The following is a 16,172-nucleotide window of genomic DNA, read 5'->3' on the forward strand; positions in this document are numbered from 1 at the left end:
CCAACTTTCTGAGTCGTTTCGTCAAATATACTAAATATTCGAACTTATTATCATAGAGGTAATATAGGAAAATATTAGTTCTTTTCCTATGAAAAATAGGAAGGAAATAGAATGTGGAGGAGAAAAATGATATAAGTTAACACTTGCAAATCTAGTAAAAAGGCGGCTCATAGAACATAACAACGTCCCAAAAAGAAGTCATTATGAAGAAATGAAGAAATGAAGATGAAATAAGCCATTAAAACGAGGAATTAAAGCCAAAACCAGACGAGAGGGATTAGCCAAAAGGGAAGTTTTTCTTTTTACTTTTGGAATCAATACAGGGTTAAAGTAGTAGATATATAGGACAAAAACGTCTATACGAGAAGAAAAAAATGACCCCGGGATTACCGGGATCCGCTGCTTTTATTTATAATTTTCGTGTTAAAAATAAGTGATCGATATTTAATGTTACATTTAGAGGCAACTTTTCTATATGAAGATTACTTTCTATTTTCTTCTAAGATTTTTTCGGCCTGTTTTCTTAATTCAGCGACTTCGTCCATAATATCAAATAAATGGGAGAAAAAACGTTTCATTTCATTACCTCCTTTGATGTGGAGCATCTTTATTATGAACCTTATTTTTCCACTTCTCAAAACGGAAATAATGAAAGGAAAACGAAAACAATTGGCATGTAAGCGTTAATCATACTTGAATATCTTCTTCGTTCTCCTTTTTTCAAACCAGCATTATCCATTTGCCAAAAGCAGATGCCTTAGTTTTCACTTATATTTTTTCCTTTAGCAAATTTAAATTTATATGGAACTTGCGTCCTTCAGTTTTTTACATTCCGACTGTTTTATCTTGTTTTGGAATAACAGGAACTCGTTTGTTATTCGTAGCTATAATATAGCATGCAGCAAGAGCTATAACTAGCACGATAAAAGAACCGATATTGAGAATGCCTTTGTCGCCAAACCATACAATCGAGTAGCCAAGCGCACCAGTTAAGAGAGCATAGTACAAGAATGGGAAAATGGTTTTTCGGATAATGGCCCCTTCTCTTCCAACTAGTCCAACCACCGCACAGGCTGCAACAACGTTATGGACACAAATCATGTTTCCGGCCGCCCCGCCAACAGCTTGCAATGCAACGATCCAGGTAGAATCTACGCCGATCCGAGAGCCTACGTCAAATTGGAACAAGGAAAACATCATATTACTTACCGTATTACTTCCAGCAATGAAAGCACCCATACCTCCGATGAACGTGCCAAATAACGGCCAAAATTCTCCTGCTGCCGAAGCAACCGCTCCTGCTAGTTCAACCGGCATACTGTCAAACCCTGAAGCGCCACCCCCGGAATTCAAGAAAACTTGCACCATTGGGACTGTGAAAATTAAGGCAGCAGATGCAGCAATCATTGTTTTAGCAGAATGTGACCACGCTTTTTTGTAAGATGCTCCATTCATGCCATGAATAAAAAATGTAATAAGAGAAACAATGACAAAGATAGTTCCTGGAGAAAACAATGGTTCAAAACCTGCAGAAATGTCAGTACCAAACACATTCTGTATTCCTAAAGTCCAAGAACGAAACCATTCATTAAATGGGAACGCTTCCAATCTAGTGATTACAAGAAAAGCACCAATTAATAAATACGGTGTCCAAGCGCGAACCATGCTCATGCTTCCGCTTTTGTGAGCAATATCTTTAATTTCAATTGAGCCGATCCACTCTGGGTTCCATTTTGATTTGTCATCAAAATCCCATGTCTCTTCTTTTGAAGGCATAAGAAATCCTTTTTTCGCCGCTGTTACGACGATAGCCAAACCGACGAGCCCGCCAATCATAGATGGAAACTCAGGTCCAAGGACATTCGCAACGATCACATAAGGAATCGTCATCGACACAGAAGCGAAAAGGGCAAACTTCCACATTTTGATACCTTCAGAAAATGATTTATTTTTTCCAAAAAACCTAGTCATCAGGGCTACCATAAAAAGTGGAATCAGCATACCAGCTACAGCATGAAGAATAGCTACTTTTCCTGCAATATCTGTAGTAAGTGCCAGGAAATTGCTTGTAATGGAAGAATCAGCAGCTAACCCTTCCTGTACACCAACAAGCATAGGTGTCCCCGCTGCCCCAAATGATACTGGAGTACTTTGGATAACCATACCTGCTACAACTGCTGCCATAGCAGGAAATCCTAATCCTACCAATAAAGGGACCGCCACAGCAGCCGGGGTTCCAAAACCGGCTGAACCTTCAATAAATGAACCAAACAGCCAAGCGATAATAATGACCTGTACACGCCGGTCAGGCGAAATATCTGTAAATCCCTGACGAATCGTTTTAAGGCCTCCGCTTTCTTGCAAGGTGTTTAAAAGTAAAATCGCTCCAAAAATGATATACAACAGTGAAACAGCCGTAACCAGACCATTTACAGATGCTGCTGCCACTGTTGAACCCGGCACGCCCCAAACAAACAATGCCAGAATAACAGCTACGACAAAAGAAATCGGCATAGCTTTACTTGCAGGCCAGCGCAGCCCTACGAGAAACACAGCTACTACAATAATTGGTAAAAGAGATAAAAAGGCCAGCATTCCCGTACTCATGTTCTTTTCCCCTCTTTCCTTTTTCATAATATTTTGTTTTCTATCTATATGAAATAATCCGCACATAAAGGAGTTGACTAATTATGACGAATTATTGTTTAGAAAAACTCGACTTGCCGCTAAGTCCAAATGGCGGAAGTCGTAGTTTTGCTTATACTTTGATCCCTTAACAAATAACAAAGTTAAATATTTTATAAAAAAAAGCAGTAAAAAGCCGCGACGATTCACAGTGAATGCAACGTTGCAAACCGGCCGCGATCTTTTCAATTATATAGAGGCTGCGCTTCGTTTCGCTTTCACAAAGCTATTTCTTAATGTCCCAATTTCTTTGATTTCACATTCAATCGTACTTCCTTCTCCTGTCATTTCAGCACCAACTGGGCTTCCCGTCAAAATAACATCACCTTTTTTCAAAGTCATGACACTAGATAAGTATGAAATCATTTCACGAATAGGAACGATCATTAAACCTGTAGGACTGTTTTGTTTTTCAACACTATCCAACTTGGATTTTACGTTGACGTTTAACGGATCAAGATCTGTCTCGATGAAAGGTCCTAGCGGCGTGAATGTATCAAATGATTTCCCTACCATCCAATGACCATCTTCATGGAAAAATTGGGGAGCTGTTACATCGTTGCCAACTGTATAACCAAACACGTAATCTAAAGCATTCTCTTTTGTCACATCTTTCATATCCTTGCCTATAACAACAGCAAGTTCGGATTCAAATTTTACTTCTTCAATACTACATGGAATAACGATTTCTTCTTCTGGGCCAATCACCGACGATGTTGGTTTAAAGAAAAAGACCGGGATTTCAGGTAACATGTTCGGACGGTCTTCTGCCTTTGTCACAAAGTTTGCTCCAATACCAATAATTTGGTTTGGCTCGATAGGAGCAAGCAATTCCACGTCGTTTTGAGAAAACGTGCGCCCTGTATAGCTCCAGTTTTCAAAAATATCTCCTTCAATTTCTTTGATCCCTTCTTCTGCTGCCACACCGTTAAGGATCTCTGATTCAACGGTAAACCTAGTAAATTTCATGATCATTTTCCTTTCTTTTTTCAGTATTTTATTATTCCGCAGCTTCTGCTTTTAGTTCATTTTTTACTTCAGCACAGCGTCCTGGAGATGGGAACAGCTTTCCTGCGTTTAATAAATAATGCGGATTGAACACTTCTCGAATATCGGTCTGCGCTTCAATTTCTTTGTCCGAAAATACAAAGCGCATTTCTTCTCGTTTTTCAATACCTACCCCGTGTTCACCGGTAATTGAGCCGCCGGCATCGGCACATGCCTGCAAACATGCACTACCTGCTTCTAATGCTTTATCGGTCTGACCGGGTATTCTGGAGTCAAAAAGAATAAGGGGATGCAAGTTTCCATCACCGGCATGGAAAATATTTGCGATCCGAAGTCCGCTTTCTTTACTGATATCCCCAATTCTCTTGAGCACTTCGGGCAATGTACTTCTTGGAATCACGCCGTCCTGAACAAGATAATCCGGAGAAATTGCCCCCATTGCTCCGAATCCAGTTTTCCGGTTCGCCCACCAATTTGCTCTTTCATCATCGTCTTGGGCGACCTTAACAGAGCGGACATTTCGCTTTTTGCAAACATCCAAAATCTCATTAATCTGTTCATCTATACCAGCTGAAATACCATCCACTTCAATCAGGAGCAGCGCTTCAATATCTTTTGGATGTCCAACCGGAAATGCCGCTGATTCGACCCCTTCAATTGCGATTTTATCCATCATTTCAAGAGCAGCCGGTACTATGCCTGCAGATACAATATCAGATACAGCCTGACTTCCATCAGCCACATCATCAAAATAAGCCAGCACCGTTTGTTTTTCCTCTGGGTTTTTCAAAATCCGTACCGTTATTTTAGTAACAATGCCTAAGGTCCCCTCCGAGCCGGTTAAAATACCGAGCAAGTCATAGCCTGGCGCATCCGGAATACCGTCGTGGCCGATTTCCATAATCTCTCCAGTTGGAGATACAACCTCAAGCCCCAATATATGGTTCGTTGTAACGCCGTATTTCAGGCAGTGTGCGCCCCCTGCATTCTCTGCCACATTACCGCCTATTGTACAGCAATACTGACTCGATGGATCCGGCGCGTAATAATAACCTTTGTCCGAAATTGAGTTTGTCAATTTAAGGTTCACATAGCCGGGTTCTACAACAGCTCTCCGGTTTTCTAGGTCGACACTTAACAACCGTTTCATTTTAACGAGACTTATAATGACTTCCCCATTTAATGGAATCGCTCCCCCGCTTAGTCCCGTACCTGCTCCTCTGGCAAGAAAAGAAAGATCATTGTCCGCGCAGTATTTCACAACCTCTGCTACTTCTTCAGTATTCTTTGGAAATACTACTGCTTTTGGCATATGGCTGTGAATCGTAAATCCATCCGATTCATAGGAAATCAAATCTTCTTTATGAAAAAGAATTTCTTTTGGCCCCACAATAGCTGCTAATTTTTTTATATGCTTATCATTCGTTTTTAATCCTTTTTTTCGCAGCATCAGGTCTGCCCCCTTTGCTTATCTTCTTTTTGATAAGCCCAATCTAAAAGCTGGATCGTGTGGACAACTTTTTCATTCCTTCCGTACTTTTCAACACCCATCGCCATTTGCAGCATACAGCCGGGATTACCCATGGAGATCATTTCGACTTCTTCTGGAACGTTTTCCATTTTACTTTCCAGTACACCATCTGCCATTTCCGGATTTGTAATGTTATAGATTCCTGCACTACCGCAGCAGCGGTCTGCATTTGGCATGTGCACCATTTCAACTCCTGGTATATCAAGCAGAATGTCACGCGGTTCCTGGCGCACCCCCTGCCCGTGCGCTAGGTGGCAGGCGTCATGATAGGTAAGTTTTGTGTTTATTTCTGCTTTTGGCTTTTCATAACCGCTGTCGTGAAGATATTTAGAAACGTCCACTACTTTATCTGCGAATTGTTCTGCGCGCTCACGCCATTCGGTTTCTTCTTCACGAAACAATTCAGGATACTCGGTTAACATACAGCCGCAGCCTGCTGCATTGGCAACAACAGTGTCTGCGTCTTCAAAGGCTTCAATGTTTTGCTTGGCGAGCTTTCTTCCCATGTCACGGTCACCTGCATGAACGTGAAGGGCTCCGCAGCATGTCTGTTTTTTAGGGATGGCGACGTCGTTTCCGTTTCTAGTTAATACATTCACGGTAGAATCATTAATGTCACTAAACATAACATCCATCACACAACCGGTTAAAAAAGCCACTTCATTTTTTGCTTCGCCTTTTGCTTTCACCACTTCTTCTTTTTTATATTTTTTTCTTACCGACTGTTTTACTTCCGGCATGACGGTTTCCATCGTTGCTAAATGGTCGGGCATAATATTTAACAAGCCTGTTTTACGGACCACTGTCTGCATGCCGCTCTTTTGATACAATTTTAATAGATTACCAGCGGATTGAAGCCGGCCCGGATGCGGAAAAAGTCCGTGCAAGAAAAACTTACTCACCGCACCTCTCCATCCTGTTAAAGGTATGGCCTGTCGAATCTGCCCGCGCGCTTCCTCAATCAAACCGCCAACATCGACGTCAGCCGGACAGGCAGTCGTACACGCTTTACAATCCAGACAAGCAAATACCGGGTCCATAAACTGTTCGTTTACTTCAAGCTTTCCATCCGCAACGGATTTAATTAAATGGACGCGTCCGCGCGGGGAATGCTGCTCCTGTCCGGTCAATTCATAAGTCGGACAGGCCTCTAAACACATGCCGCAGTGTACACAATCAGCCCATTTATCTTCATCTGGTTTATCTTTCCACAAATAATTGCTTAAACTTTCGCTAGTACATGGCGGCTCTTGAACGATATCTTTTTCTTTCATACTCATTTTCTATAACCCTCCTACGTAACGCTTAGGATTGAGCGTTTTTTTCGGGTCAATTTTTGTCTTGATGCCTTCTAGTAAAAAGAAATAGGAAGGCTTTTCCCCCCACACATCTATGACCTGGCGCAGCGCCAGCGGTAAGTGTTTTATCACCGCATATCCGGTTAATTGCTTCACCGTTTTACGTAAAGAATTAATAGCTGCGATGATATCGTCCTGCGCTCCTTGCAAGTGAACCTGACATAATCCATGGCCTAATCCTCCGTGCGCAAGAACAGAAACATTATGTGCATCTTCTAACCAATCGCTTTCCTTCAAGACTTGGATGACATCAAGATTTTTCACCCCAACCTTAATCACAGCTTCTGCCGCCTGCCCCTTTCGTTCCCTTTGTCCATTTGGAAACAAATTATTAAAACGCTTCCAAAATTCTTTTGCTTCTTGCTGGGCGAGAATGGTCATTTGCGAAGCTCCGGATTTCATATTTTTCACAAACTCTTCTTGGTAGTGAACGGAGCTTTCTACGTCTTCAAAAGCAATGGCCAGCGTAAAGACTTTTTGCCCAGTCAGTTTTTCAGAAAGCTCTGGATTTAACAGCTCCAAAGAAACAGGCTCCATCATTGAATCAAGGAATTGTACGGCAAATGAACGTATCTCTTCTCTGCTTTCTTTTTCAAATGTCAAAAGTATTAAACTCTCGTGCTTTGGAAGAGGCCTTAGCTTTAAAGTAATTTCAGTTACTACTCCAAGGGTCCCCATCGAACCGATAAAAAGCTTATTCATGTCATAACCTGCGACATTTTTTACCACTTTTCCGCCAGAGCGAATGATTTCTCCATTCGGATACGCCATTCTTAAGCCAATGACATGGTCTCTTGCCGAACCGTAACCAAGTCGTTTAGGGCCGCTGTCATTTGCAGCAATAACTCCGCCAATCGTAGATTCTTCGGGATGAGAGGGATCAAGTGAAATCTTTTGATTATATTTAGCAAGGTAGTCTTGCAGTTCTTGAAAAGGGGTGCCTGCTTTTACAGTAATTGTCATGTCGCCAACTGTATGTTCAATAACCCCTTTATAATCAGAAAGCGACAATAGAATGTCAGCCTTGTTTTCCGTTCCGCCAAAGCCTCGCTTCGTGCCATTCCCAGCTATATTCATCTTTTTATTATTTTCGTTCGCGTAATGAAGAACCGTCGAAATATCGTTTTCTGTTTTTGGAGAAATTACAATGTCGCCGTCATTTCCAAAAAACTGATTTGGTGACAATTTTTCTTCTATATGTGAATCTGGCAGCAGCGATTTTAAGTCGCTTAATAAATCAGATGTAATCATCTTTGACATCCCCTTTACAAATGTTGCATATTGAGCAACGAAGTTTCTAATATTGTCGAAAAAAAGAGAAAACCTTTATTCCATTGTCGAGGTTTCTCCTAAAAATCCTTCCTGCAGCAGCTCTTCGACAAGATTTAAATGATTGATCATTGCCCGCTTTGCCTCGTCAGCGTCTCCTGCTTTAATGGCTTCAAACAAATATAGGTGCTGTTTCATTATACGTTCCACCGTTTCCTTGTTTTCACGGATTTGGCAATGGAAATCTTTCATTGCTTGTTTCATCGTAGCTGAAATATATTCCATCAGCTGGATAAGTATCATATTACCTGTTGCTTTTGTAATGGTTATATGAAAATGGTAATCGGATTCCCACCCATCTAAAGGATTATTGAGAATGCCTTCTAAAATCCTTATATCTTCTTCCGAGCGGTGAATAGCGGCCGCTTCTGCCGTTCCGGTTTCAAGGATCTTTCGCACTTGAAACAGTTCCCTTATATTTTTCGTCGCAGCATGCAGAGCGGTTTGATTAAAAAGCTTCGTTGAGTCAAACTCACAAATGAATGCTCCTTCTCCTTGTTTCATATAAACGGCGCCTTTGCCATTAAGGGTAAGAAGAGCGTCTCGTACAGCAGACCTTCCAACATCTAATAATTCACACAACTCTCGAATCGAAGGCAGCTTTTCCCCTGGCCGGAATGTGCCATCTTCAATCATATTCTCGATCTGTTCAGCCACTAATGCAGAGACTTTTTTCTTTGAAATCTTCTCTATGTTCACCTGCACACCACCCTTCATCCAGAGGTGCATCTTACTGATCAATGATCTGATGTGTGATCATCTATAACTTTATTAAATCATTCCTTTAAAGCGTTTTCAATAATTTTTTTAAAATTTGCTCAAGTCATGCAACATTATTTTTAGAAAAAATCGGCTTGCCGCCATGTGAAGGAAGCCACTGAACAACAAATTATTTCCCGATTGTTCTCACAAGCGGGAGATAGTTTCCATTTCATTTCCAATACTATCCGAATTGGGCGATTTACTCGCGTTCCTAACGAAATACTATCCAAAAACATCTTTTTACTCGCCAATGATCACGATTTTCTCGCCAATCACATTCTCCAACGCAGACCAACAAAAAACCATGTGAAGTTTACTCACATACTTACAGAAAAACACCTAGATTGGCTTTATTATATGTATTAACAAATCATTTGGGAGGGAACAACATACATGGAAGATCAATTTAAAAACCCTGGTTTACTATCAATGATAAAATTGACTTTTGTTGTACTCTTTCAATAACGGAACGAAAAAGCAAGGGTGCCCTCCACTAAAAGGTCGCCCTTTTTTCATTTTTTCACGCTGGATTAATATTAAAAACACTTCCCGCTCAGGCTCCTGTACGGAAAGTGTTATTTTTTGTTCTGCTTTAGGAATGTTTAACTTTGTTAAAGGAACAAAGTATAAGCAAAACGATGACTTCCGCCATAAAAACTCGGCGGCAAGCCAAGTTTTTCTAATAAACACTTTATGTTATCCTTCCTGCTAATCTACTTCTTTCAAAGTACAAAATGAACGGCTTGAATAAAATAACCACTCCCGATAAATAAGCAAAACAGAATTGTAAATTCCAACCTTAGATATTTTAAAAGGAGTTTCATTAATAATATTAGACATAATTCCTGATGTCGCATAAATACATAATCCGAAAAAATGACTATAGAGCCGTAAGTTTTCTGTAACATTATTAGATATGGAGAAAAATAGCAACACTGCATACTAGGAAGTGACATAGATGTTTAGTATCTAATTTCAACATATCTTATTCATCTCCGGAGCTTTGTAATTCACTTTTTTGAATCATCTCCAGAACTTGACCAGTGTTATTTAAATGTTTCTTTAAAGCATCTGCCGCCAAATCACTATCTTTCTTTTCGATGGCAAGAATAATATCTTTGTGTTCTGATAGTACTTCATCCATCCTTCCGTACTTTTTTAATGCTTTAATACCAATTAACCGAGTCAACTCGTTTAAATTAAGAATGATTTGTTCAACTAAAGTATAGTTCATCACTTTTAAAGGGAAAGAATGAAATTCTTGATCTAGTTCTATAAATTTCAAATTGTCATTTTCTTCCTTAGCTTTCAATTGCTCTGTATAAATGTTGTTTAATTTATTAATCTGGTCTTCTGTTATAACAGAGGTCAATTTTTTTATCACGTCAACTTCAATAGATGTTCGAAGCAAAAAGATTTGTTCTTGTTCAATCGAAGATATATTTTTTACTTGCAAACCTTTTCTTGGAATCGAAATAATTAATCCTTCTTTTTGTAAATCTTGAACGCTTTCTCGTACCGGGGTTCTCGACGTATTAAGCAAATTTGCCAATTGGACTTCTGTAAAAGTAGTATTCTGGGGAATTTGACCACTTAGTATTGCTTCTTTAATCTGTCTATAGACTCTTTCTTTTGTGGTTTCTTCCTTAACGATTGGACTTAACCTTAAATCACCCATTTTATTCACCTAACTTTAAGAATATAATATATTCGCTATTACTAACTATAAGCCAAAATTCTATTTGAATCACGTAACAGATTTTATCCTTTATTAAAAAATTACGTTTTTTAAAGGTTATACTGCTTTTCTGGGGATATATTGTCATTATACTATCTGTTAATATACAAAACCTGCCGAATTGTATTTTATATTCAGCAGGTTTCCCATGAACATTAAATCGATACACGAACGGTCTCTATTTGTTCTTTCCATATGATTTTAATATTTTCATCCAGGGTGTCATTTCTTTTAATACGGTCGTTTAATAATACTTCCAAATAACCATTTTCACTCTTAAAAGGAATGGTACAGACCCCTATATATCTTTGATGACCTATATCTGCTTCAATTTTATATATTCCAGTAACTGGCATCAAATATTCTTCTTTAATCGATAAAATTAATAAATCACTTTGATGATGATTATTAGTTACAGTAATAAGTTCTCTGATTTTACCCATTATCTTATAATCATTACCCAGATAATTTCGAATCTTATGCACTTGCCCTGTTGACAGCAATTGTCTAATTAGGGTTGAACTAATTTTTTGATAGTGCTGTTCTACTTTTGATACTGTAGTTACTTCAAATTCACCTTTCCCATCAGCTGCTAATTGTTTCATATTCCCTAAACCCCTGTATCCGTATTTAAAATCAAAACCAGCAACAACGTGTTTGGCATTCACTCCGGAAATAAATATATTCATGAATTCTTTATAGGAGAGCTTAGAGAAAGGCAAATTAAAGTTAATAATATATAATTTGTCGACTCCCATATCTTGTAAAATTTCTTTCTTTACAGAAAGGGGGGTTAAGTAATGATTAATTCTATTTTTTTTATTTTTATTTACTATTTGACTCGGATGTGGATGAAAAGTCATTACAGAAAAATCCAATTTCTTTACCGTTGCTATTTTTTTTGTCATGTTTAATATTTCCTTATGGCCTACATGAACTCCATCGAAAAAACCAAGAGCTAAAACACATGAATTAATATCAGAAGGCAGTATATAATTTTCTGGGTACTCTAAGTATACTACTTCCATCAAAACCCCCCTCTGTGTGAACGTAGTATAAAATTCACATGATATAGAAGCTTTTATGAAAAGCTCGACACGACCTTAAGGGCGTGTCGAGCTTTGGAAACATTCTTGTTTCAAAGTGCTATATCCAATGTGACTATACACTATTAATAAATCAGTTAACTGTTTGATATTTACCATTATATAAAGCTAAAGGGTTGGACTCATTTACAGCAATATCTGTAACAGCACCAATAAATAATGTGTGATCTCCTTCAATATGGGCATTTGCTACATCACAAGTCAAATGCACAATCGAATTCTCAAGCACAGGCATTCCATTAAATTGCACAAAATCAACACTTTTTTCTTCTTTGATTTGCCCTGCGAAATACATAGACATGTCTTCTTGTCCTTCCGCCAAAATGCTGACAGCGAACTTCCCAGATTCTTTAATGTACTTATTCATACTAGCTTTTTCATGAACCGAAATTAAAATCAATTTCGGTTCAAGAGAAACAGACATAAAAGCATTTGCTGTCATTCCATGTACTTTTTCATCTACTTTAGTAGTTATAACAGTTACTCCAGTAGTAAACTTAGACATAGCGCTTTTGAATAGTTGATCATTCATATATAATTCTCCTTTTACACGTATGTTGATGAAAAATTTGTACTTACATTTCTGGTTTTATTGTCCTTTGGCATAATATCTAACCTCAAATATCTTACATCCGTTTGGAGCTTTCCACGGGCCATGTTTCATCCCAGGCGGACGACAAGCAACCATACCGCTTGTAAATTCTTCATTCAGCTCTAAATCAATAATAGAACCTTCTATAATATAAAGCTCTTCCCAAAAATCATGAAGTTGAACACCATTAGGAGAAGTATCTGTTCCTGGTTCAAACTGAAGTATTCTCGTAGCAACCTCAGATCCAGGGATTTGGGCAATAATTCTTTGCGAGAGTCCCTCTACTCCAGGTATAGATTCCGTTTCAAATTCCTTATAATCAACAAATTCTAGTTCAGGTTTACTCATGATTATACCTCCTTAGGATTTTTAATATTTTCTGCAATTTTTAAAAGATGTACATCGTAATGTAAGGTAATGCTTCTATTTTCAATAGGATCATATAATTCAGCAATGAATTCTTCTCCATATATAAAACCTTCACTTAACAAAGGAAGCGTACCGCAAAATATAACGGAGTCTGAGCTATAATAGTTTCTTTCTTTGATAATATTCACTAAGTCTTCAGGTTTCATAAATTCATTTAACTTTCCAGATTGGTACAGGTGCTGGCCTTCTTTATCGACCATCCAGCTTTTCATTTCTATCTCATCCCAGTAACTCTCTACACTAGCTAAAGGCCATAATTCGCTTGTTATCGGCTTCCCGCAGACTTGTTTAGATTTTTGTACAGAAACAGATTCTAATTTTCTATCCGTATGGTCACTTCCAATACCGATGTACCATTGTCCATTTATTTCTGCTGCTATTACTTCTGCTTCTCCACTGCTGTCATTGTTAACAACGGATATCTGGTCATTGGTTGTTAATAGTTCCGGTGACAAATCATAGATCATTGGGATAGCCGGTGGCGGTTCTACCCCCAGCTCTTCTTCTAATTCTTTAATATGTTTTTGCAATTGTTCTTGGTCTTTTGAAGTATATCCAGCAATAAGAAGCCTTTTAGGTTCCCATTCTACTTCTTCCTTTCCTATCTGAAACTTCATCTTGCATAGACTCCTTTCTCCATCACTCTGTGTTTTAACTGTGGAAATGACTCTCTTATTTTATCTATCTGAGATAAATCAATATCTGCTTTTAGAATGGCTTCATTATAATCTGCCCTTGTTAGTACTGCTCCAAAAGGATCTACAACTTGACTATGGCCTCCTAATTTCACACCTTGCGTATTCCCTGCACAATTACAGGAAACCAGGTAACATTGATTTTCCAGGGCTCTAGCCACATTAAAAATATTCCAATGTTCAAGTCTCTGATGAGGCCAAGCTGAGGTAACTAAAAATATCTCTGCCCCCAAGTCCACTTGTGCCCTATAAAGCTCTGGGAAGCGAAGATCATAACAAGTTGTTAGACCAATTTTCCCGAAAGCTGTGTCTATAACAGTTGGTTCTTCCCCTCTAGTTAAAATTTCCCCTTCTTTTGAACCATATCGAAACAAATGCATTTTTCGATATGTCCCAATGACTTCTCCATCCTGATTGAACATAATACTCGTGTTATAAAAACGGCCTTCCTCTTTTTCCACGAAGCTCCCAGCAAATATATAACAATTCATTTTTTTCGCCTTTTCAGAAAAGTGCTGCACAAAGGGGCCGTTTATTTCTTCTGCTTCTTCTTTATATTTGTCAAACGAAAAGTAGCCAGTTGCCCATATTTCTGGCAGCACAACCATATCCACCTCGTTTACATCATCTAGTAAGCTATCAACTCTATCTATTCTTTCTTGTTTTGTTTCATCATCTCTAATTTCAAGCTGCAAGGTCGCAATCTTCATTCAAAACCACCTCCACATCTACTTTAATTTTGTTTTTCTAGTTCAGGAATGCTATAACTGGATAAGCATTTTTCGACCATCTCTACTGTTTCCTGGTAACCATAATTTCTATAGGCGTGTCCTTTGGCTACGTGAGGAGCTCCTGCATAAAACATTTCATATTGTTGATGTCTACCGCCAAATTCTGTACCTATTAAGTCCCATGCTAATTTGAAAAGCTTCACTTTATCTTCTGAAGTAACGTCTTCGTTACTTGTTTTAATATACTTTTGCATATCATCTTTTGTTTCTGGGTTAACAAATTCTTTATATGTGGATGGAACCTGTAAAACGCCACCGCCAGCAAGTTCACGTACGATATGCAGCACATCAGTATATAAGGTACTCTGCAATCCCATAATTCCATATAAAAATCTTGGATTAGGAACAGCTACTCCTTGTTCATTGATATAGCATTCATATTCAGACGAAAGTAAAAATCCTTCAACGGTTCCAGCAAGGGATGCCAAGTCTCCAAGCCTCCCTTGTACAGGAGGGATTTTATCTGTTCCATTCATTTCTGTTATTTTCTTGGCTAGCCCAATAGCGAACTTCACTTTCGTTACAAAGCGTGTTTGAGACTGGTTATTCCCTAAAACGTGAGCCGGAGTTTCAAAGAATTGTGCTTTTGTCAGTTCGATATTCTTGTATACAAATACATGCTCCCAAGGAATAAACACATCATCAAATACGACTAAAGCGTCTGTTTCATCAAAATTAGTAGATAATGGATAATCAAACGTGCTCGGTTTTCCCATCGCATACCCAGGACGCGCATAAAGCTTAAGACCCTGAGCTCTCATTGGAACAACGAAGGATAGTGCATATTTCTCGTCTCCTTCTTTCAATGGGGTAATGCAGCTTACAAACATGTAGTCTGAAACGGCTGCACTTGTTCCAAGCATCTGAGAACCGCGAATAATAATACCGTCTTCTCTTTCTTCATAAACCCCTGTTGCAAGAAACTCATTGTCTAGTTCTGAAGCTGTTTTACTTCTATCGATTTGAGGTGGAATAATAACATAAGATAAGAACTTATCATTATCTCGAGCATATTTATAAAAATTTAGAAGATTTTCTTTATACTGTTCTCCGCCGCGAGCAAAAACATCAGGGTTGCTGGCAAATCCTGCAAAAAAACCTGCTACGTGGTCCGGGCTTCTTCCAACTAGACCATATGTTTCTTCTGTCCACCTTGTGATCGCTTTTCTTCGGCTTTCTAAATCTTCACGACTTCGTGGAATCATGTAAATCTTATTTGCCCGGGTGCCGTCTTCTGTCTCATATGTCATCAATTCAGGTTCATCATTTACGACGTCATACATTCTAGCAACTGTTTGGCTAATCCCTTTGAAAGCTGAATGAGTTGTAACATTATCAACTCTTTCACCATCAATATAAACATTCCTATTGTCTTGCAAAGATTCTAAATATTGTTGACCAGTTCTTGGCATTAATGAGTCACCCCTTCTTTTTTAGTAAAATATAGAATTTTAAAGCTTATTGTATTATGTATACACAATACAAAACACATAATTTTATATACACTATAGACCATTTAAAATTTTCTGTCAATATTCCAATCAATAACATTATTGAAAATAAGCCTGTCATTTCAGGGGAAGGACAAGTTTACAATTCCTTTTTTGGTGCGAATACGTCCAAAATGCTAACGTTTATTATTTGGTCATTGATTCCTCTTTCCAATAAGAGCTTAGCTTGTTTTTAGCTTCCCATTGTATATCTGCCTCAAAAAACTGCTTGAAAATGCGTTGCGACACACCATTCTACTTGTTCACTATCAAATATATCAATCTCTTCATCTACTACGATCACTTGTTTCACATCATAATGTCCTGCAAATGCAGCAAAAAATAACGTGCTTTGCTTCGCCTTCATTTCTCTTTTTCATCGATACTACTAAGTAAAAACGATTTCCGCCTTTTGGTAAGATGAACCTCTTTTACCATAGGAGCTGTATTGCGAAGAGCACGAAGTAAACCAGCTTCCCTCAATAAAAGATTCTCGTCTGACCCAGCCAAGCAAGTCTGAAAAATGGGACGGCTTCTGTGCGTCATTGCATCCACAGTTATGACGTGCTTATCACTATCGGGGTCATAATAACTTGGAAATTCTCCAAAAGGTCCTTCAGATTCACGAACTTTTGGTAATATTTAAGAATCACTTGCC

The 16,172-nt window shown here is 38.5% G+C and carries 15 protein-coding genes; all 15 read right to left on the reverse strand.

The annotated features are described in order from the left end of the window. Window positions 1-825: 825 nt before the first annotated feature. The 15 genes from CEF16_RS12850 to CEF16_RS25325 all read right to left on the reverse strand — a co-directional run bounded on the left by CEF16_RS12850 (window position 826) and on the right by CEF16_RS25325 (window position 16,156). Window positions 826-2,607 carry an L-lactate permease gene (locus CEF16_RS12850; protein WP_091583865.1) on the reverse strand — a complete coding sequence of 594 codons (1,782 nt, stop codon included), beginning with the start codon at window positions 2,605-2,607 and terminating at the stop codon, window positions 826-828. A 267-nt stretch (window positions 2,608-2,874) separates the two neighbouring features. Next, window positions 2,875-3,654, reverse strand: a complete 780-nt coding sequence (locus CEF16_RS12855; RefSeq protein ID WP_091583862.1) for a fumarylacetoacetate hydrolase family protein — start codon at window positions 3,652-3,654, stop codon at window positions 2,875-2,877. 31 nt (window positions 3,655-3,685) lie between these two features. After that, window positions 3,686-5,143 (reverse strand): FAD-binding oxidoreductase, encoded by a 1,458-nt coding sequence (locus CEF16_RS12860; RefSeq protein WP_091583860.1) that lies wholly within the window; start codon window positions 5,141-5,143, stop codon window positions 3,686-3,688. After that, complete coding sequence (locus CEF16_RS12865; protein WP_091583857.1) at window positions 5,143-6,504, reverse strand: (Fe-S)-binding protein; 1,362 nt, start codon at window positions 6,502-6,504, stop codon at window positions 5,143-5,145. Before CEF16_RS12865 ends, CEF16_RS12860 begins: the two co-directional genes overlap by 1 nt. Before the next feature lie 3 nt (window positions 6,505-6,507). After that, a complete protein-coding gene (locus CEF16_RS12870) occupies window positions 6,508-7,833 on the reverse strand; it encodes an FAD-binding oxidoreductase (RefSeq protein WP_091583855.1) in 1,326 nt (441 codons plus the stop codon). Between the two features lie 75 nt (window positions 7,834-7,908). Next, window positions 7,909-8,610, reverse strand: a complete 702-nt coding sequence (locus CEF16_RS12875; RefSeq protein WP_091583852.1) for a FadR/GntR family transcriptional regulator — start codon at window positions 8,608-8,610, stop codon at window positions 7,909-7,911. A gap of 1,048 nt (window positions 8,611-9,658) precedes the next feature. Further along, window positions 9,659-10,351 carry a GntR family transcriptional regulator gene (locus CEF16_RS12885; protein WP_091583846.1) on the reverse strand — a complete coding sequence of 231 codons (693 nt, stop codon included), beginning with the start codon at window positions 10,349-10,351 and terminating at the stop codon, window positions 9,659-9,661. A gap of 215 nt (window positions 10,352-10,566) precedes the next feature. Continuing rightward, entirely contained in the window at window positions 10,567-11,439 is an 873-nt protein-coding gene (locus CEF16_RS12895; protein ID WP_091583840.1) for a hypothetical protein, read from the reverse strand. Window positions 11,440-11,590: 151 nt separating this feature from the next. Then, window positions 11,591-12,049 carry a flavin reductase family protein gene (locus CEF16_RS12900; protein WP_091583837.1) on the reverse strand — a complete coding sequence of 153 codons (459 nt, stop codon included), beginning with the start codon at window positions 12,047-12,049 and terminating at the stop codon, window positions 11,591-11,593. Window positions 12,050-12,106: 57 nt separating this feature from the next. Beyond that, window positions 12,107-12,457 (reverse strand): cupin domain-containing protein, encoded by a 351-nt coding sequence (locus tag CEF16_RS12905; RefSeq protein WP_091583834.1) that lies wholly within the window; start codon window positions 12,455-12,457, stop codon window positions 12,107-12,109. Between the two features lie 2 nt (window positions 12,458-12,459). Continuing rightward, complete coding sequence (locus CEF16_RS12910) at window positions 12,460-13,155, reverse strand: DUF2848 family protein (RefSeq protein ID WP_091583831.1); 696 nt, start codon at window positions 13,153-13,155, stop codon at window positions 12,460-12,462. Next, window positions 13,152-13,943 carry a carbon-nitrogen family hydrolase gene (locus CEF16_RS12915; RefSeq protein WP_091583829.1) on the reverse strand — a complete coding sequence of 264 codons (792 nt, stop codon included), beginning with the start codon at window positions 13,941-13,943 and terminating at the stop codon, window positions 13,152-13,154. The genes CEF16_RS12910 and CEF16_RS12915 overlap by 4 nt, the downstream gene beginning before the upstream one ends. Window positions 13,944-13,966: 23 nt before the next feature. Then, window positions 13,967-15,436: a 4-hydroxyphenylacetate 3-hydroxylase family protein gene (locus CEF16_RS12920; protein WP_091583827.1), complete on the reverse strand. Its 1,470-nt coding sequence runs from the start codon at window positions 15,434-15,436 to the stop codon at window positions 13,967-13,969. A 295-nt stretch (window positions 15,437-15,731) separates the two neighbouring features. Continuing rightward, complete coding sequence (locus CEF16_RS24885; protein ID WP_211295854.1) at window positions 15,732-15,881, reverse strand: UbiD family decarboxylase domain-containing protein; 150 nt, start codon at window positions 15,879-15,881, stop codon at window positions 15,732-15,734. Continuing rightward, window positions 15,878-16,156, reverse strand: a complete 279-nt coding sequence (locus CEF16_RS25325) for a UbiD family decarboxylase domain-containing protein (protein WP_211295879.1) — start codon at window positions 16,154-16,156, stop codon at window positions 15,878-15,880. The genes CEF16_RS24885 and CEF16_RS25325 overlap by 4 nt, the downstream gene beginning before the upstream one ends. Window positions 16,157-16,172 lie beyond the last annotated feature (16 nt).

Origin of the sequence: Alteribacillus bidgolensis (assembly GCF_002886255.1) — a bacterium.
GTDB lineage: Bacteria > Bacillota > Bacilli > Bacillales > Marinococcaceae > Alteribacillus > Alteribacillus bidgolensis.